The organism is Methanospirillum hungatei JF-1, assembly GCF_000013445.1.
GTDB lineage: Archaea > Halobacteriota > Methanomicrobia > Methanomicrobiales > Methanospirillaceae > Methanospirillum > Methanospirillum hungatei.
The window spans coordinates 1,547,636-1,567,775 of sequence record NC_007796.1; the positions used below are offsets into that span (position 1 = coordinate 1,547,636).

A 20,140-nucleotide genomic window follows, 5' to 3' on the forward strand; every position below is an offset into this window, starting at 1 on the left:
AATGATTCAGATACTTGCAGTAGGTTTATCCCACTCTTTTTCCAGAACCTGGTGTTTTTTATACCTATTGATGAAATGTCTAATCGCGATTAGTACTAATCATGATTAGAGAATTTGTTATAAAAATCTACCGGTCATACTTTGTGATCGAACATTAAAAACCGAATCAGAGTATCCAGAATATGCATATCCTGACCATCCGGAAATTGTGCAATAGAAAAACTGTAATGCACATTTTTCGGTAAAATTGTGTAATATGATACTTTAATTATGACCATGTATGACATATTGATTACCAGATCATGTGAATAATTTATTCTTTAAACCAAGCATATCTAAAAGGGAGACCATTCATCCGCTCGTTCCGCTCACCCATGGAAACATCGAATCACGATTAAACAATCATCAGTTTAATTGAAGACCGGAGTGTCCAATGCCGGAATGGTATCCTGTACTCCTCCTCCTGATACAAGACGGGCAGCATAATAAACCGGAGAGGGTACGTGAGTTGATTGAGGGAGAGGGAACGAAGATTGGGTACGATCAGGATCAGAGAGACATCCGGAGCATCCCACAAGAATGATCACCATGAGGAAGAATCCCGATACTTTCTGACCCATTATGCCTCCATCTCATGAATGGAGATCCCCCGTTCTCCTCCACTTCCCGGATGGAACCCATATCTCAAACCTGGCCCCTTCTCCCGGTATTCCGGTTTCACGTATTTCAAGTCCGGTAATCGAAAGGATCTCCCGTGATAAAAAGAGCCCGATACCCGTATGTGCTCCATATCCCCGCTGGAAGATGCGGGCCTTCTCCTCCTCAGGTATCCCGACCCCGTCATCCTCACAGATAAGTATCATGGATCCACTCTCTTCCCGGGCAGAAAACCGAATCCTGGTAATTGTTCTCCCATGGCGGATGGCATTATCAAGAAGCGTTGTGAATACCTTTCGGATGATGGGATCTGCATAGATGGTCAGATCAGAAGGAACCAGATTTTCAATAATGACCTCACCAGGAGAGAGTTCTGTTTTTGCAGATTCGATCGCCAAAAATATCTGCTGCCATCCTGACCCGGCTATCCCGAATGCCTCATATTCACGGGTAAACCCAATCGTTGCTTCAATTCGTTTTCCAATAGCAGAGGCCCGGTCCACAAAGGTCATGCACTCCTCTACATTCTCACTTTCACGTGCCAGATCATGACAAAGCTGCATTGAGGTCAGCTGATTGAGAATATCATGCCTGGTAAGACCGGTCAAAAGACGAATCTTCTGATAAGACTCTCTCAACGCTTCATCCATCTGTTTCCGGTCGGTAATATCTGAAATGAACCCTTCAAGGAAGAGAATCGTTCCGTCATTTCCAAAAATTCCCCTTCCCCGCTCCCACACCCACCTGGTCTCTCCATTTCGGGTAATAATCGGATATTCACCCTCGAAATAATCGTTCATCTGCAATTTTTTCTGCCAGATGTCCCAGATATCGTCGCGATAATCAGGGTGGATGATATCATTGTAAGAAAGAGTATTATTTCCGATGAAATCTTCCGGCTCATACCCCGTCAATTGCCTGCAGCCGCCACTGATAAACATCATCGTCCAGTTCCTGTCATTTGCACACCGGTACACAAACCCTGGGAGATTACTGATCAGAGTTTTCATCATACGCTCCTGTTCCTGTCCCTGCATCAAGGCTCTTGTAAGTTCCTGTTTCGTGTACCAGACATTCACAAGAAGAGAAGCAAGAATCGCGATTCCACCCAGAATAGCAAGAATTGTAAGCCAGAAATGCCTGACTACCTCTTCAATGGTAGGTTTCCCATAATCCTCATAGGGAGGCAGATGTAAAGCTCTGAGAAGTTCATGAACAGACGAATGATCCTGGGGAATCGCCCATCCTGCACTCCTGGCAGCCAGTGCAGCCGGATCATCTGCATCCATCATCAGAAGGGCGACAGATACCGCCTTGCTCAATGTTAGATTCGTCCCTGAAACCGCAGCAAAAGGCCATTCCGGGTACATGCGGGTGGATATCCGGTATGGATACCATCGATATTCCATGCTTTGATCATTGATAACCCGGATTTGGCTTAGATCGACTCGTCCCTCCTTTGCCATCCGCTCCAGCTGTGTACTCCGGGCAGTTCCTGCATCTGCGTATCCATTGATAACTGCAAGGACTGCAGCATCATGTGTCCCGGTAAAGTTCAGTTCAGCAAAATCCCGTTCAGGGACAAGACCCTTCTCCTGTATCTCCATGAATGCAGCATGCCAGCCGCCAAGTGACGTCGGATCAACCGCTGCAACCCGTTTTCCTTTCAGATCCTCAATGGTCCGGATATCAGAATTGTCAGACCGGGTAAATATCACCCCGCCGAAGACCGGGATCGGGTCAGGATCACCGGGAACCTGCAATGTTGCAATCCGCTGGGCAAGGCCATAGTACTCAAGAGCGGTATATACAGACGGATTTACAACGATAAATGACACACTCCTGTTCTGAACGGCTGGCATTACCTCCTGAAAATTGAGAGGGATGATGGTGAAATGATAGGGGGCAAGTTTCCCGGAGAGATAGTCAGCAGTCGGGTCCCACTCCATGTGAGCAATCTCCTCCCCCCGGCTTGCGAGCACTCCAATCCTGATTTCTCCAGAGACTGGAGAGAGAAAAGGCAGATGAGTATCCGGACCGATACCATTGTCCTGCACCGGCTGAATACTACTAACCGGGAGAGCGGGAAGCGGGGCGATGAGGAGAAGGACAAACAGAAGAACTAGAAAAAATATGAACCCCCCTGAAAAATATCGCCTCTGCCTCCCGGTCATCACCACACCATCTTCCCCTGCCCTATTCACCTGAGTATACCTGAACCATCATATTCGGATAGATGGATATTCACTTCTGACATGATAAAACAGGATCCCGGATCTCTTTCTTGAGTAGGATACCATCAGGCACCCGATGCCAGCCTTATGACATCCCTTCTTTCACCACCCATTTCCCTGCAGGGACACGGATCTCAAACCGTGCTCCAGATCCCCAAGCACCGGTCTCTGATATGGTCATGGCATTGATTGCCAGAATCTCCCTGATGAGAAATAACCCAAGGCCGGTGTGCTTCCCATACCCCTGCCTGAAGATCTTCTCCTTCTCATCATCCGGAATACCAGATCCGTCATCTTCATACACAAAGATACAGTCTCCATCATCAATCCGGTAGGAAAAAGCAATCCTGGTGACGTTCTCCCCATGCCTTATGGAATTTTCAATCAGCGTGAAGATTACCTTTTCCAGAATCGGATCTGCATACAGATACAGCCCTTTCAGATCAACCTGACAGGTTATCTGACCGATTGAATACCCCTCGAGCACATGAGTAATCATCCGTTCCGCATACTGCCACATGAGCGATTTATTCCTGATATCATCAACCAGTTTTGTAAATGCGATCTGGCTCCGGATAGTGGTGGTACAGGAGAGGCATTTTTTAATATATTGTTGAATATCCGGATCAAGATCATGATCCGCTAGTAACTCAAGATATCCAAGAAGAGCCGTCACCTGGTTTAAGATATCATGCCTCGTGATCGAAGAGAGGATGGTAAGTTTCCGGTTAGCCTGTAACAGGGCATCCTTGTCCTCTTTCCGGTCGGTGATATCACGAATAGAGACCAGGTCTGCATCCTCTCCGTTCCATTGAATAAGATGTCCTGCAGCCTCGACAGTCCGTACCTTCCCTGACTGCGTGATGATAGTGTACTCATTGATAACCGGATTTCCGGTCCTCTTGATCTCTGCAAGGTCAGCCAAACTCATTTCAAGGGATTCTGGTGAAAGGATGTCCCTGATATTGAGTGGTGATGACAGAGAACCGGGGGGTAATTCGCATATGGAAAAGGCTGCCGGGTTTCCATAGAGGACATTCCCGTCAAAGTCAACGATGACAACAGGATCATGAACATTTTCTATGATGAGACGCTGCTGCCCCTCTATCTCCCTTAGAAGCCGTTCAGACGCCTTTTTTTCGCTCATGTCAAGGATAATGGAGCATAAATAGTCGATACTCCCATCCTGTTTTCTGACAATCCCGGTGGAGATAAGAACATCAATGATGGAACCATCTTTTCTGATATAGCGTTTTTCAAGGTTTCCAGGATCTTTTCCGGCAAGAACCGATTCAAATATCTTCATCTCTTCCACGAGATCTTCAGCAGGAGTTATATCAGTCCATCTTATCTGATTGAGCTCTTCGGCAGTGTACCCGAGCATAGAGCAGAGGGCATCGTTAAAATAAAGCCATCTGCCATCTGGCGTGGTAATCGCAATTCCTACCAGAGTGGAGTTAAACACTGCACGAAAACGTTCCTCACTCTCCCTGATATCCTCCATTTTCTCTGATATCAGATTATACTGTGACCTGAGCTCTTCTTCAGTGGCAGAGATCTCCTCGTATGCTGCACCCAGTTCTTCATTACTTCGGAGGAGTGCTTCTTCTGATTGTTTTCTCTGGATGATATTCCAGACTCCGTTCATAAGAAGAGTCAGCTGGCGGATGTCCTCATCCCCGTATGGTTCAGTTTTATTGGCAACACCGATCAGCATTACAATCCGGTTCCCGTCAACAATAGGGACACCCAGATGACGGGTCAGACTCACATGACCGGGGGGGAGTCCTCTTTTCAAGGGATCCGGTGCAGCATAATCATTGGTAATTACCGGTCTACGCTGCCTGACCGGCTCACCCCAGAGTCCGGTTTCTGCAACCGGGTAGAGCTTTTTCTGGTCTCTTATCTGACACTCCTCCATTGCCACATTTGACCAGGCATGTATGGTAAGGACGGCCTCATCATCGCTTAAAAATGCCACATATCCGATTTCACTGAGCGTCAGACGGACAGCCTCTTCGAGAGCGTAATGTGTGATATCGCTCATTGACTTCTCTGTCATTTGCGTCAGGTTCAGGAGGGTTTCAAGCCTAGACTCATCAAGACGAAGTTTTTCTTCAACCTGCTTTAACGCAGTGATGTCAGCATGGGTCCCGACCATCCGGACCGGCGATCCATCCTCATCCCATTCGATGACTCGGCCCCGTGCCTGTATCCATTTCCATCCCCCCTGTTTTGTCCGCATCCGAAACTCGATGGTATATCCTTCCTGCTTATTTGAGATGTGTTCCTGGATTCTGTTTTTTGTAATTTCGATGTCGTCAGGATGGAGGAGTATCTCCCAGGTTTTATATGTGGATGGATATTCATCCGGTTCATATCCCAGCATGGTATACCAGTGCGGGCTGAAAAAAGCGTCCCCCGTTTTGATATTCCAGTCCCATATCCCTTCGTTTGACGCATCAAGAGTTATCCGGTACCGCGACTCGGTATCTTCCAGTAACTCACGAGCCTTTTTCAATGGAGTGATATCCCGAAGTGACTCAATCGCCCCGATAACGTTCCCTTTCATATCATAGAGGGGGCAGGCAGTAATCCAGAAGTAGAGTTCTTTTCCGTTATGGACCCAGGGGCGGGTGATTTCAGCAGTGAGGGTGTGATTTTGCCTGATGAGGGATGGATACTTCTCCATCATCTCCGGATCATTATCAAGAACGAAATCGATGAGCATCGGCCGCTTCTTCTGGTAAAAAGGGATTGCATAGGCATAATCACCTTTTCCAATGATCTCCGATGCAGATATACCGGAAAGACGCTCCATGGCCCGGTTCCAGGCGATGACGACGTGGCTGGTGTCTATGGCAAAGGTGGCATCAGGCAGAAAATTGATTATTTCAGATTCCCGTTGTTGCAGGTCCAGAATCTGCTTTTCCGCCCGACGGTGAGATGCCGCATATCGGACCTTATTGGCAAGTTCTGCAAACTGTGCCCTTGGATCCCCTCCTTTCTGCAGATAGAAATCAGCTCCGTTATTGAGTGCCTCTATTGCGACCTCTTCCCTGCCCCGTCCGGTGAACAGAATAAACGGAGTCTTATTGCCATGTGAACGCAGGTGTTTTAAAAACCCAATCCCATCCATTCCCGGCATCTGGTAGTCGGAGATGATGGTCTCAAACTCACTGCCCTCCATGGCTGAAAGGGCCTCTTTTACGCCGGTTGCGATAGTAACACGAAAATCGCCGGTCCGTTCCAGGAAAATCTTCCCAAGATCCAGGAGATCAGGTTCATCATCGACATACAAAACAGAGATCTGATCAGTCATGTATCTTCTCCATAGCGCCATTTCCCGGTAGGAACGGTGATCTCAAACCGTACACCATGCTGGTATGTTCCACACTCACGAATGGAAAGACCGGTGATGGAAAGGATTTCACGAGCAAGAAAGAGACCGATACCGGTATGCTTCCCATATCCATGCTCAAAGATCATCTCCTTATCTTCCCCGACAATGCCAATCCCGTCATCTTCATACACAATAATGCAATCTCCATTGCTTCGGTCTGCCCTGACACGAATTTGTGTGACCTGCTCTCCATGACGAATTGAATTTTCAAGCAGCGTGGTAAAGACCTTCCGAATGATGGGATCTGTTAATATCTCAAGGGTTTGTGGTATCTCATTATAAAATGTAATACCCGGGCATTCTACCTCTTCACAAGCCGATTCCACAATCGGTTGTATCGCCAGCCATCCTGTCCCATATATTCCGAAGTTTTCATATTCACGGGTAAAACTGATTATCTTTTCTATTTGTTCACCAGCGATCCGGGCATTCTCCACATACTCATGGATCTTTTCAGGATCAGAAGACTGGAGTGCCAGGTTGTGAAACATATCGACAGCTGATATTTTATTATAGATATCATGCCTGGTGAGACTGGTTAAAAGACGGAGTTTCACGTTTGACTGACGAAGAGCCTCCTCATTGTACCGTTCTTCTGTAATATCACGGATAATTGCCAGGACCTCACGGGGTGCTGATCTGATAATCCTCGCCTCAAACCAGAGCTTTTTATTCTGAATATCAAGGAAATATTCAAAGAACTGCATCTTTCCGGTCCTGAGCGTTTTCTGAATGGCTGAAAGACCCCTGGTTGCAACGGGTTCGGGGAGAAGATCATGCAGTGATTTTCCGATCAGTTCCTCTTCAGGAGAGATTAAAAGAGCAGGATCATTCACATGACAGGTCAGATATACCCCGTTCTCATCTAATGTAAACAGGATATCCGGAATCGCATTCACAATGGCACGGAATCGTTCTTCATTCTGTTTGAGTACTACTTCAGCCTCTTTTTGCCTGGTGACATCCCGTGCAGACCCTACCGTTCCAATCATTTCGCCCTTTGTATTTAAGAACGGGGCTTTGTGCACATCCAGGTAGAGGAACTTTCCCTTGACATTGCCGTACTCATCAAACTGCCTGGGTTCTCCTGCATCCATGGTAATCTGATCCGTATCACGGCAGATATCTCCAAAGGTGTGCCATTCAGGGTTTTCAGGATGTTCTCTCTTTTCACGTTCAGCAAAGAAAAGATCAGTCTTCCCAATCGGTTCAGAGGGATCACGGGCATTCAAAAGGTCTTCGCAGAGGGCCTTGTTTGCAAATAAATACTTCTTCTCCAGGTCTTTTGCCCATATCATATCAGGAACCGTATCACACATCATCCGTATCATGGATGAGAAGGAATGATACCGCTCTTCCCGCTCTGTTAAGGCTTTTTGAACCTGCCAGGTCTGTGTGATATCATCGCACCCCCCATACAGCCTGATTACTCCGGCCGGACTCTCACTCTGTTCACATCTGGTCTTGCAGGATATCCGGATCCGGTCACCATTTTTATGCCTGATCCAGAGTTCACAGGTTGCCGACTGACCAGGAACAAGACCCGTTACATACTGATCAAATACGGGGAGATCCTCATCTATAACAATTGCCCTCCAGCATTGCTTTTCTTTGAGTTCATCGATGGTGTACCCGGTTATTGGTTCTACTGCCCCGGCCATCCAGTCAATGTGAAACATCCCGTCAGGATACCGGACACAGGAGAATGCAAAGTCTGAGGTAAGTGATGAGATCTGCCGGTATCTCTCCTCATTATGAAGTAATATCTCTTCAGCATGCTTCCTTCCTGATATGTCAACTGCCATCTCCAGTCTGACCAGTCGTCCATTGATCCAGGGGATTGCTCGTGCATGGCATTCATACCACCGACCATCTATGGGATTTTTCCGTTCCCATACATGTGTCCCGAGCGGGCCTTTTGAATCGGTGAGTTGCCGGTTTGTACAGAATGGACAGGGAGAAGTCTGACCTTTTTGTAATACCTGATAGCAGGGTTTGCCTACCATATCTCCATACAGTTCTCTGGCTTTCTGGTTCCCATATATCAGTTCATGGCTCTCTAAATCGATTATGTATATAAGAATGTCAAGGGTATCTAATACCAGAATCAGTTCTTCAATGCCTTTGTCATGGAGACCAGGTACAGCAGAGACAAAGGGTGCTTTCTCAGGGGATGTGATAGCAGGACAACTCTCATCCATATGGATATTATGATGTTTCTGAAGATACTGAAGAATGGACTCAGATTCATTCCACCGCCGGTCCAGCTGGGTGACCATGGAATCTATCTGGCTGACCTGCTGCACTATCATCTCCCTGATCTGTTTCTCCGGAATGAGTTCTGCATACCCGGTAATAACAGCAAGGGGGTTTCTGATCCCGTCGTTGAGTACCGCCTGCTGGGCAAAATTGACCTTTATCTGTTTTATTGCAGCATCCTTCTCCTCTTCAAGACGGAGTTTTTCTGTGATATCAAGACCCTGGGCAATGGTTGCAACCAATGGTCCCCCGGCGGTCGAGTATATGGGTGATGAGTTCCAGAGTATATATTTTACACTTCCATCACGGTGCCGGACCGGGATATCAACCATATCCCATCGCTCTCCATTAAAAGCACTCTTCATAAGGCAGGCCCATCGTTCCTGATCCTGTTGATGGAAGATAACAGAGAGGTCCTTACCGATCAGATCATGAGCAGGGCATCCGGTGAGAATCTCACATGCACGATTCACCCCGGTTATATGTAATTCAGGGTCCCAAACGATAATCGGCCCGCTTGCATTGGTTATCAGGTTTTCAAGATACTCATTTGTCTTTCTCAGGTCATCCTCAACCGATGCACGGGCTATTGCAGACCCTATGGAATTGGCGAGGGTGAGCAGCGTCTCTTTCTCTCCTTTATTCCATTCATATTCTGTTCTGCAGTTATCAAATCCGATAAATCCCCAGAATTTCCGGTCCACAATAATGGGTACAAGGAGGATGGAGATGATCCCCTGGGCTGCCAGTATCTCCCGTTCACTCTCCGGATGATTTTTTACCAGGCCTGATACCATCTTTCCTCTATGCAGCAGATCAAATGAGTAGGGGGCAACGATCTGAAATGGCATGTTCTGCAGATCCGGGTTATCGAGCTGCGAATCAACCCCCTTGTTCGTCCATTCAAACCGCTGACTTACCAGGAGTTCATGGGTTTTTGGATCGGTATGAGCCTGGAAGATATAGATCCGGTCCTGATTTGTGGCTGGACCGATGATGTCAAGCACCTGCTGAATTGCCTGGTTTACCTCTTTCTCCATGAGAAGAATCCTGGTGCATTCCGCAATGGCAGCGAGTAACCGATCCTTTCGGACATGTGCATTCTCCAATTTTCTCCTGGCAACTGCCCCTGCGATTCGATCCCGCAATGCTTCAAATTGTGTCTTTGGATCTTCTCCTTTCTGCAGGTAATAGTCGGCACCGCCTTCAAGAGCCTGTATGACAACATCTTCCCGACCCCGTCCGGTAAAGACAATAAACGGGGTGAAGGGATCACATCTGCGAAATATGGAGAGAAACTGCAGGGCATTCATATCAGGCATCTCATAATCTGCTATAATCGCATCGTATGATTTTTGCTGCAGTCTGATCAATGCCTCTGTGGCTGAAAGGGATGTATCGACAGCATATTCTCCCGTATCCTCAAGATAGAGCCTACAGGCCTCCAGCAGGGCCGGGTCATCATCGACAAGGAGTATTGAGATCATAGTCTGCCGGATTTATGAGAGAGTGGGGTATCTGCATACACAGACGTATATATATGGACGTTTTTTGTCTCTGCAGGGGATGTCCCTTAAAACTCCAATGTATCCTATGAATAAAAATATTGTTATTTATTCCTTGTCCTAAACCATGACCGAAGAGGAGTAGAAAAGTCAATGATAGGAGGGAAATGGGCATTTTCTTACCATGTGAGGCAGCACGAAGGAGAGGGATTTGTCAAATCATTCTTCATAGGGTAATTGTGACACAGACAGATATCTATCCAGATTCACTCTTTTTGAATCGTTTGGCATATATCTCCTCGATGAAATCCGGGAGTGGTTCTTTCCAGGGTTCCTGTTTATTGGGTGCATATGAACCAAATTTCTTCGGGTTCAGACCAAGTTCTTTTGCCATCCGGATATGCTCATCGGTGAGTTTATACCGCTTTTTTGCGTCAGTCCACGCTTCATCCTTTGAGGAGGGGGTTTTATTTTTTGTCATGCTTTCACCATACCGGGATATATGAATTCAGTCAGTTCCAGATACATCATCTTTTATCAGGAATAAATTGAGCGATAATATCTAATCATATATCATGCATTCCAGGAATCAGATCCGGAATTCTTATAGCTCCGGAAAAAATGAATGCAGGTTTTGGTTTTTTACGTCTTCAACCGTTTCATGGATTCATCTATTTGGGTCGCAATTTGCGATAGTTCGGTCATGATGGATGATATCTGGTTTAATGCAACCGATGACTCCTCTGATGCAACTGCAGAGGCTGATGCTTCATCTGACGTATCGTCTGCCAGGGTTTTCATTCCTGAAATGCGTGATTCTATCATCTGAACGGCATTTCTTTCTTCTTCCGAAAGAGCTGCAACTTCAGCGATATTATCTGATATCTCCTGTATCTGTTCGGCTATGGTATGGAAGAACCGGATTGTCTCGTTGATCGCCTCAGACCCCCTGGTCACTTCATCGGTTGCTTTCTGCATCGCTGCTCCGGCTTTTTCTGACTGGGTCTGCAGTTCCTCAATGATCCGGGAGATATTATCTGCTGACCGTTGTGAGTCCTGTGCCAGGGTCTTTACTTCGTTCGCAACCACGGCAAAACCAAGTCCGGCATCTCCGGCCCGGGCAGCCTCGATTGATGCATTTAGGGCAAGAAGGTTGGTCTGGTCTGCAATGGAACTGATGATCTCAATGATCTTTCCAATCTCCTCTGCCTGAGTCTTGAACTCTTCAATGATGACGCCGGCGTCGTGCACCGCTCCGTTAATCGCCTGAATGCCATCTTCTGCAATATTTGCCTGGACCAGTCCTTTCCCTGATATGTCATTGACATCCTGGCTTAACCGGCTGACATCATCTACCTTGGAGGCAACCATGGTTACCGATGAGGTGAATTCGACTCCCGAATTCTTTCGGAATCTAAAAATTTTCACGATTTTTATTGGCCTGTTTATGGAGAACCACATTCCAGGTCATAATGGGATAAATTCATCAAATTTTTTTCCATGAATGAGTTTATCAGTTTCTCTGATGAGTTTTTCCTCCTCAATTGAGATCGTTTTATCTTCAAGGATTTCTATGATATGATCTAGTTTATGTTCAACTCTGACGAGAATGTCCTTGTCAGAAAAATTATTAGGGTAAACATCGGCAGACATGATTTTCATCTCTTATCTGTTCTATATGTCTATTAATTTTTCAAAATAACAGTTTTTCCTTTGAGTAAATGTGGGTGTTGCAATGAATTGATAAATACAATTATTATTGGGCATTATCAGGATTCGGTATAGTATATGATTGAATGCATCTTTCGAAAATGAGAACCCAATAATAAAACTATTGAATCTCTGGAATCATGACATACCGATTATGTTTTTTAACCCCGTCGAATTCGACGGGTTTAGAATGTTGTGAAATAAAGATGGGGATCAATTTCGGATATTTGTCAAGAAACCCTATAGATAAATTGTCAAATCCAAAAGCCCGGAAGAGACTGAGGGGATCTGACGTGCTCGGGTTTCACCCCTACCGTGTATGTGGTGATGTGGATATTAGCCATATACACGCTCTATTTTGTCTTGAAAAGCATGAGCAATTTGATTCTTTTTTATATTTGTGATTTTCGGGTGTGTGCCAGGATTTCCTCATCATCAAATCCTGCATTTCATGAATAATCATTGCCAGTGTTAGGATCTTGACGGTATTAGATATGATGAGTATTTTCATTCTGCCCATACTGCTCACATTGTTCAGATGAACATATTCTTATGATCTCATACCAACATGAGGAGACAGAATGATGAACTTAATTGCAGGAACAGGTGTTGAACCTGAGCACATAACAGAGAAAACAGAAACAGACTTCTGTATGACCCATGAGACATAACATCGAAATGGTCTTATCATGAAATCGTTCTATGTTTATATACTGCACCAGATATCATGACACACACCCAGCTTCTTCATACTATCCTTCATGAACCACGACCGCTATCAGAGAGCCAGCAATCAGCAATAACGACACAATCACCGCATGTCCGGATTATTGCCGGTGCAGGGGCCGGGAAGACCGAAACACTGACGAGAAAGATTGTTTCTCTGCTATTGGTTGAGCATGTGGAGCCTGCCTCTATTGTTGCGTTTACGTTCACCGAGAAAGCCGCAGCGAATATGAAGAGCAGAATATATAAGCGTGTCAAGGAGCTGGGGGAGGATGCGTTATGTGCCCGGCTTGGTGAGATGTATGTCGGGACCATTCACGGATTCTGCTTTCACCTTCTTGAGGATCAGTTCGGGTATGGGTCCTGGGGAGTTCTGGATGAGAATCAGGAGATGGCCTACCTGATGAGGGTCGGCTGGGAACTGAATCTGACAGGCAGTTCCAATTATACCGAAAAATGTCAGGATTTCAAGAGGAGTGTGGGCGTTTTCTATAATGAGATGCTCTCACGGGATGAGGTGAAGAAGCGTTCTCCAGATTTTTATTATTCCCTTACCAAATATGAAGCGTGTCTTGATGAACACCACCGGCTGACCTTTGACCGGATGATTGCTCTGACGGTGGAGAATCTCCGGAAGCGTCCTGAAGTCGGGGATTTTATTCAGTATCTTATAGTGGATGAGTACCAGGATATTAACCGGGCACAACAGGAGCTGATTGAGATTCTTGGCCGGGGGAGTAAAATTTTCGTCGTTGGGGATCCACGGCAGACGATTTACCAGTGGCGGGGATCTGATGAGCACTGTTTTGAGGAGTTTGCTGAGTATTACCAGCAGTCTGAGACGATATCCATCCCGGAGAACCGCCGGAGTGTGCAGACGATTGTGCAGGCGGCGAATTATTTTTCTGAGACGTTTGAGAAGTGCCGGTATTCTCCGATGGTGTATTCCCGGTCCGAACAGGGAAAGGCTCATCTTGTGGAGTTTTCAGACAAACGGAGTGAGGCCGTCTTTATTGCTGATGAGATCTCACGGCTGGTTGAGAGTGGCAGGTGCAGGTACGGTGATATAGGGATTCTTCTCAGGAGTGTGAATACGAGTGGTGAGCCGTTCATTGACGTGTTCCGGGAGAAGCATATTCCCTTCATGGTCGGGGGAAAGGTGGGCCTATTCCGTAGAGCGGAGATTGCGGCTCTAGCAAAGATTGTGGTCTGGGCTTCTCCGAACGGGTTTTTCCAGAAGTCACGATGGGACTGGAAGAATAAGATTGAGGGGGAGGACCTGCTCACGTTCGGGTCACAGGAATGGGCGGATGCAATTCCGGGTCTTTGTACGGTTGATGAGATTCTTCCCCGGCTGAATGAGTGGAAACGGCAGCTTCATGGGAAAGGGTTTGATCATGTTGCCGGTATGTACCAGGAACTCCTCTCCATTCTCGGGTTTTTACAGCTGGATCCGGATAACCCGGAACATGCGGTCATCATGGCAAATCTGGGCAGGTTCGGGGATATCTTAAGCGATGTGGAAACTGCACAGAAACTCGGGGGTCACCGGATCTCATGGCCGACTCTGTTAAGACGGTAACGTATTTTCTAAACCATTACGCGAACGGAGCATATGATGAGCAGATGGATGATGATCTGGCCGGTCTGAATGCGGTGAATCTGATGACCATGCATCAGTCTAAAGGGCTGGAATGGCCGGTTGTATTCATCCCTGCTCTGGTGAACGGAAGGTTTCCCTCAGCAAAAACCGGAAGAGAGCAGAGATGGCTTCTTCCCCGTGATATGTTCAATGTGTCAAGGTATGAAGGTGACGTGGAAGGGGAACGAAAGCTGATGTATGTTGCTATGACGAGGGCAAAGGAGCTGCTTGTCCTGTCATATTTTACCACATTAAACGGGAGGAAGAAGGGTGTCAGCGAATTTATCGAGGATCTGGCCGACTGTCCGGATATTGAGGTTCTTTCTCCCTTTACACATCTACCTGATCTTTCATTGTCACAGCGTGGTGAGGATGATGAGATCCAGACGTTTGCCGCCGGCGAGCTGATTCACTATAGTAAATGCCCGTACCGGTACAGAATTAATACCATATGGGGATTTCAGCCGGGTATCAACCCGTATCTTGGGTATGGAAATGCTCTCCATCATTGTATGCGGGAAGCTGCCGAACTGATGAAGGAAGGGTATGATCCGGTCACGGCGGTTGCAACATCGGTTGAAGAGAACTTTTTCATGCCATTTGCCGATCCCGGACGTGCAGAAGGTATGCGGGATGTGGTGATGGAGAAGCTGATTCATTTTGCCGAAGCCAGGAAGGATGATATGCTCCGGATTCGTGAGGTGGAGACACGGATTGAGTATCCCCTGATGCAGGCAACGGTTGCTGGGAAGGTAGATGTGATTCTGCATGATAATGAAGGGATAGAGATCCGGGATTACAAGACGTCTGATACGGTGGTTACCGAGAATGATGCATCGATGCAGATAAGGCTCTATGCCCGTGGACTTACTGCAATTGGAGAGCAGGTGTGTTCAGGTTCGATTGCCTTTCTTGAGGATGCAACGGTGGTTCCGGTACCGGTGAGTGAAGAGATGCTGACAAAGGCAGAGCACTTAGCTGAGAAAATAATTACAGGAATTGTGAACCGGGAGTTTTCAGCCTGCCCCGGGGATCAGTGTAAGGCATGTGATTATGTGAAAATCTGCCGGTTTGTGTGATACGGGTGTTAAGCGATGGGGAAGATTACGGTTCTTGATAAAGAAATAACAGTATCAGTTCTCCATGAGGAGGATTATATCTGCATAACTGATATTGCGAAATACAAAGATGCAGAGCGTACAGATTATATTATTCAAAATTGGTTAAGAAGCAGAAATACCATTGAGTTCATCGGCATATGGGAACATTTAAATAACCCAAATTTTAACCCCATCGAATTCGATGGGTTTAGTATGTTAGGGGGTAGAAGGGCGGTTCCGGATTACTCCAACGATATACCTACCCAACGAAATAACAAAGATGCCGGCAATACAGATACTATAACAACAAAATATCCTGGAGGGATAGTATGGCTACAACAATGGACGTAGTATTTGATGGTTCTGTGCTTCGGCCGATTGATGAAATAAAACTTGTTCCGGGCAAAAAATACACAATAATTATTAATTCTGATGAGATTTACGAGATAAATCCTGAACTGGATCCTGCATTTAATATCGCCTCATTAGCTGTGGATACAGGGATTCCTGATCTTGCACATGAACATGATCACTATCTCTATGGAACTGACAAAAGGGCGAAGAATGAATGAACCTACATCAGAGATATTCGTTGATATTGCATGTTGGTTTGCGTTATTAAACCAAAAGGATTCACTTCATATAATAACCAACATACTCTATCAGGATTTGATGAAAAAAGGGTCAGTATTTGTTACTACGTCCTCAATTATTGAGGAAACCTCCAATGCTTTATCCAATCCAAAATTCAGATCGTCTTTGATAACTTTTTATCACAATATTTGTCGTTCTCCAAGAGTTCCCATTTTGCATGTTGATCCTGAATTATGGGAAAAAGGATGGAGGCTTTTTTATAAGCGAGATGATAAGAATTGGAGTTTTACTGATTGTGTGTCATTTGTAGTCATGAATGAAAGAAGTATTAAAAATGCCCTTACCAGTGATAAACACTTTATTCAGGCTGGTTTTTCTGCAATGCTGCAGAATTGATCAGGCTTTCCGGATCGTTTCCGGATCACTCCAAAAAAGGAGAAAGAGTAAACTCTATGAATCAAGATTATTTCTCGAATTATCACATGCATTTTAAAATTTCAAAATTACCAGAATACAGGCTTTCCGGATCGATACCGGATCATGACCGCTGTATGAGCTATCCAAAACGAAGAAGTACGATGTATTGAGGAGACGATATGACGAAACCGATGAAAGAGAACGATGAATTATTGGTGCGGGAAGTAAAATCAGCATATGATGAAGAGTTACAGGTAAAAGAGAAGGAGGATATCGAGAATCTCCAGCGTCTCTTACGTCAGCTCTTCCAGCTCCAGACCGATGATCAGCTGAACTACGGTATCTACCGGATCATGAATGAGAAGCGGGCTGAGGTTGAGAAGTTCATAACAAAGACCCTTCCGGACCAGGTCAGGGAAGCCTGCACAGATCTGACCCCGGAGATTGCCCGTCAGCATCGTTCGTTCATCTTCTCACATATTCATTCGTTCTTCTCCCGGTACTACGAGAAGGGTGATTTCATGCCCCCATGTATCTAATCCTGTAATTATTCAGGTATATTTACCTCAACCCGACACTCAGCAGCAAATTGTGGTTTTAAATACTTAATAACCTAGCGATCACTAAAGGGGGTTTTAGGTATTATCAGGAATAAAATTCAAGTTAGACAAAAAATATTTAGATTTAATGTGTTTTAGAGGCTGTTACATAACCAAAATGTCATTTCCGCAAGAAGGATAATTTCCATTCGAGTGAAACCTAAAATCGGCGATAAAAAATCTGGTTTTTTCCTCATTGTACCAGCGGTTTAAAGTTATGCAACAACCTCTACATTGAATCTTATTTTTTCTGGCCTTAAGATTGTGTTCAACCACTAATCCCATTCTACATCTTCCAGAATAATATGAATTGAAACCAGGATCTCAATCAACAGTAAGAAAAATTCAGGGATACATCTCTGAAAATTCTGGAGCAATAAAGGCCCCATGAACTGCTGCCAAATAAAGTCCGCTCTGTGTTATTGTTATCCGGTGATATCTTCCGACTTTCTTTTTAGTAACATATCCAGATGCAATGAGAGGTTCGAGAGCACTTTTATTAAGGCGGGTATGATACCTCCTCTGAATCATTCTCATCTCATCCTTGTGTTTCTCCCTGAATGGAATGTCATATCCGGGTTCTCCTGACTGGATGAGATGATCCACGATCTCCCAGGTAAAGAGCCCTTCCTTTTTTCCTGCTAGAAGAGATAGTACAGTGACTTTCATTTTATCCGGGAGTGCCAATGGTATTTTTTCAAGGTTCCATATTCTCTGTTGCTTACAGATTGAGAGACCATGGCATTCTACATCATGGGCTGAATCTGCATATTTATCTGCACGGACATAATATAGAGAAACATCATGGGCCATTGCTGCAAGGGTAGTAGCAAAGGCCGTTATTCTACCACATGCAGACATATTAACTTTTATAACTGAATTCTGCTCTTTTTCTTGATTAATAATAGATGCAACCTCTCTCATTACTTCAAGAGTATTGAACATATCGATCTGTTTTGTAATGACCTGAATTCCCTTCTCCGTGAGGATATCGGAAACACGACTCTCATAATGTCTTTCCCGTGCAGTCATCTGAATCTCCTCCGGAGTATTGTATTTTTCCATCTGCTTCATGGTAAGGAGATACACTCGAACGGCTTTTTCTGAATCAAATGGTCGTATGGCACGATCAATCTCATACCCAAGTGGAATAATATGAACAGAATGAGGATGATTACTCTCTGCCATAGGTGTTTTATTTTATATTGATACAAAAATGTCTTTCGGTTTATCCACAGATTGATGATTGCAGATAAATCCCCGTACTTACGGGGAACGAACATGTAAAAAATTCTAACACCTAATAATCAGATGGGTCATCCCTGTATCACAAGGATTGGCAATTATTAGTTTTTTTGACTTGATAATCTTTTGTTGCACCAGATGAATGTTATACGAGAATGGTCTCGATGTTTCCAAGGTTTTAATAAAACGATATGCTTACAGTTTGGCACTTAAGCGTTAATATAAAACAAAATAGGAGAATTTTCGTATTTGAATAGAGAACGAAGGGAATAAAAAAAAGATGGTAGTAAAGATACATGGCCACCAGGTGAACCACGATATCCAGACACAATCTTCTTAATTCCCTTTTCAGGGATCCTTTTTACTCAGGTTTCATACTATCCCCACCCGGCTGAGATCGTGGATTATCCCAAACACGGGCAACAATTATTTGTTAAGAAACCCTGTAGATAAATTGTCAAATCCGGAAGCCCGGAAGAGACTAAGGGGATCTGACGTGCTCGGGTTTCACCCACTTTCGTGTATGCGGTGATGTGGATATTAACCGCATACACATCCTGATTACTTTTGAAAAGCATTTATTATCTGATTTTGTTTTTCCTTTTGTGAAAGTCGGATGTATGCCCGAACTTTTTATTTGCTTATCATTTACTTATTCAAGTGTTCTATTGAAACTATCTGGAACACGCATACTTGTAGACGGTTCCCATTCATCCCGTTGCACACCAGGAACTCATATGTATAACCAGTATATGTCAGATGGGGTTCGGTTCATCTCCATCCACACGGGGAACTCGCCACATAGCAGCCCCACACTCTCTTTTCTCACGGTTCATCCCCATACACACGGGGAACTCTTTACCTGCCGGAAGAAAGGCGACAACCTATTCAGTTCATCCCCATACACACGGGGAACTCGCTCCTTCTCAAGTTCCGGGGTTGCAGTCAGTCCGGGAGGCAGAACGTTTGTCTTGATGTTCTGCCAGGCGTCTTCCTGTGCTTGTGCTTCCGCCTGTTTCTTCTCGTCTTCGAATGCCTGAACTTTTGTGTTTAATTCTGCGATGGCGGTATCCTTTTCAGCAATCTGACCGGTCAGGGTTTCGACCTGAGCGTTCAGAAGAGTGACCTGTTTGTTGAGTTCTTCTGTCATGTTCGAATTGCTCGCATTGAGGATAGGGGCCGGTCCGTTAGCCGGAGTCAGCCCTTTGATAGCCTCCATTAGTCGGGTAAAATGCCCTTTTAGTTCTTCAGAATCCATAGTCTGACTCCGTGCGTTCAGGAACGTGGCCCCCCCGTCCTGCGGTTGAAGCCCGTCCTTTGATTTCTTGAAAATAAGGATGTGGTCAGGTTTTACTTTCCCGACCAGTCGTCCATCACCATCGACGTCTGCGATAAAACCGGAAGAGAACTGGAGTTCTCCGTTGTTGTGTAAAGTCCTGACTTCAGAATCGGTGAACTGGAACGACCCGGTGAACCGTGCGGTTCCGTTCTGAACGATTTCGGCTCCGGTGAACGATCCGACAACCCGCCCGTCTGATTCTTTCAGGGCTTTCTTCAGGTCCTGTGTCAGCAATGTCTTCGGATGCCTGGTTCCAAAGATGAGCGGGGTACCGTTCCATAATGACTCAGTCCCGGTGAAGTTCCCGGAACCAAAGAAGAGTTTCCGGCTCACCCCGTCCTGGTTTGTATGTGACCGCCAGGTATCCAGGGTGTGCAGGATTACGTCGTGGCCGGACTGGTCCGGTGCGGCGTTGGCGTAGAGCTGATACTGCTCTGCCGAAGACATAGGAGCATATTATGCTCAGGGTATATTATGAAATATGGAAAAAACAGGGTACGAGCATAGTGAAAGGGGATGATAGTCAGGGGTTGCGCATAATGTGAGAGGGTTTCATTGAGGTAATTCTACCTTTTATTAGAAAATGGACAGTTCAAAGAACAAGCGATAATAAGCAGGCAATAGAAACATAAGAATTGTCATGGTATAGCCGCCGTGGAAAGTTGCTACCCATGACAGGACATTAACCATGGTATATCGATTTCAAATCG

The 20,140-nt window shown here is 45.5% G+C and carries 15 protein-coding genes; 6 read left to right on the forward strand and 9 right to left on the reverse strand.

The features are described 5' to 3' along the window. Nucleotides 1-410: 410 nt before the first annotated feature. From MHUN_RS07100 to MHUN_RS07130, 7 genes are all read right to left on the reverse strand, one after another. Entirely contained in the window at nucleotides 411-620 is a 210-nt protein-coding gene (locus MHUN_RS07100) for a hypothetical protein (protein ID WP_048067356.1), read from the reverse strand. 12 nt (nucleotides 621-632) lie between these two features. Further along, nucleotides 633-2,861, reverse strand: a complete 2,229-nt coding sequence (locus tag MHUN_RS07105; protein WP_048067357.1) for a PhnD/SsuA/transferrin family substrate-binding protein — start codon at nucleotides 2,859-2,861, stop codon at nucleotides 633-635. A 115-nt stretch (nucleotides 2,862-2,976) separates the two neighbouring features. Continuing rightward, nucleotides 2,977-6,213, reverse strand: coding sequence for a PAS domain S-box protein (locus tag MHUN_RS17400; protein WP_011448370.1), 3,237 nt, complete (start codon nucleotides 6,211-6,213; stop codon nucleotides 2,977-2,979). Continuing rightward, a complete protein-coding gene (locus MHUN_RS17405) occupies nucleotides 6,210-10,040 on the reverse strand; it encodes a PAS domain S-box protein (RefSeq protein ID WP_011448371.1) in 3,831 nt (1,276 codons plus the stop codon). The genes MHUN_RS17400 and MHUN_RS17405 overlap by 4 nt, the downstream gene beginning before the upstream one ends. A 274-nt stretch (nucleotides 10,041-10,314) precedes the next feature. Further along, on the reverse strand, nucleotides 10,315-10,539 hold the full coding sequence (locus MHUN_RS07120) for a hypothetical protein (RefSeq protein WP_011448372.1): 225 nt from the start codon (nucleotides 10,537-10,539) through the stop codon (nucleotides 10,315-10,317). A gap of 161 nt (nucleotides 10,540-10,700) precedes the next feature. Next, entirely contained in the window at nucleotides 10,701-11,429 is a 729-nt protein-coding gene (locus tag MHUN_RS07125) for a methyl-accepting chemotaxis protein (protein WP_048067358.1), read from the reverse strand. Nucleotides 11,430-11,525: 96 nt separating this feature from the next. Next, the gene (locus MHUN_RS07130; protein ID WP_143709397.1) at nucleotides 11,526-11,711 is read right to left on the reverse strand and encodes a hypothetical protein; all 186 of its coding nucleotides are present in this window, start codon (nucleotides 11,709-11,711) and stop codon (nucleotides 11,526-11,528) included. Between the two features lie 784 nt (nucleotides 11,712-12,495). Between MHUN_RS07130 and MHUN_RS19205 the strand changes: the two genes are divergently transcribed. The 6 genes from MHUN_RS19205 to MHUN_RS07155 all read left to right on the forward strand — a co-directional run bounded on the left by MHUN_RS19205 (nucleotide 12,496) and on the right by MHUN_RS07155 (nucleotide 16,786). Then, nucleotides 12,496-14,076 carry an ATP-dependent helicase gene (locus MHUN_RS19205; RefSeq protein WP_011448374.1) on the forward strand — a complete coding sequence of 527 codons (1,581 nt, stop codon included), beginning with the start codon at nucleotides 12,496-12,498 and terminating at the stop codon, nucleotides 14,074-14,076. Continuing rightward, the gene (locus tag MHUN_RS19210; RefSeq protein WP_011448375.1) at nucleotides 14,052-15,215 is read left to right on the forward strand and encodes a PD-(D/E)XK nuclease family protein; all 1,164 of its coding nucleotides are present in this window, start codon (nucleotides 14,052-14,054) and stop codon (nucleotides 15,213-15,215) included. The genes MHUN_RS19205 and MHUN_RS19210 overlap by 25 nt, the downstream gene beginning before the upstream one ends. 15 nt (nucleotides 15,216-15,230) lie before the next feature. Continuing rightward, on the forward strand, nucleotides 15,231-15,587 hold the full coding sequence (locus MHUN_RS07140) for a KilA-N domain-containing protein (protein ID WP_011448376.1): 357 nt from the start codon (nucleotides 15,231-15,233) through the stop codon (nucleotides 15,585-15,587). Then, the gene (locus MHUN_RS07145; protein WP_143709400.1) at nucleotides 15,566-15,808 is read left to right on the forward strand and encodes a hypothetical protein; all 243 of its coding nucleotides are present in this window, start codon (nucleotides 15,566-15,568) and stop codon (nucleotides 15,806-15,808) included. The genes MHUN_RS07140 and MHUN_RS07145 overlap by 22 nt, the downstream gene beginning before the upstream one ends. Then, nucleotides 15,777-16,226 carry a type II toxin-antitoxin system VapC family toxin gene (locus MHUN_RS07150; protein ID WP_158498183.1) on the forward strand — a complete coding sequence of 150 codons (450 nt, stop codon included), beginning with the start codon at nucleotides 15,777-15,779 and terminating at the stop codon, nucleotides 16,224-16,226. The genes MHUN_RS07145 and MHUN_RS07150 overlap by 32 nt, the downstream gene beginning before the upstream one ends. Before the next feature lie 200 nt (nucleotides 16,227-16,426). After that, nucleotides 16,427-16,786 carry a hypothetical protein gene (locus tag MHUN_RS07155; protein WP_011448379.1) on the forward strand — a complete coding sequence of 120 codons (360 nt, stop codon included), beginning with the start codon at nucleotides 16,427-16,429 and terminating at the stop codon, nucleotides 16,784-16,786. A gap of 405 nt (nucleotides 16,787-17,191) precedes the next feature. On the opposite strand, the gene MHUN_RS07160 is transcribed toward MHUN_RS07155, so the two are convergent. Together MHUN_RS07160 and MHUN_RS07165 are read right to left on the reverse strand one after the other, a co-directional pair. Next, on the reverse strand, nucleotides 17,192-18,034 hold the full coding sequence (locus tag MHUN_RS07160; RefSeq protein WP_011448380.1) for a DUF6293 family protein: 843 nt from the start codon (nucleotides 18,032-18,034) through the stop codon (nucleotides 17,192-17,194). A gap of 889 nt (nucleotides 18,035-18,923) precedes the next feature. Further along, the gene (locus MHUN_RS07165) at nucleotides 18,924-19,877 is read right to left on the reverse strand and encodes a hypothetical protein (RefSeq protein WP_011448381.1); all 954 of its coding nucleotides are present in this window, start codon (nucleotides 19,875-19,877) and stop codon (nucleotides 18,924-18,926) included. Nucleotides 19,878-20,140 lie beyond the last annotated feature (263 nt).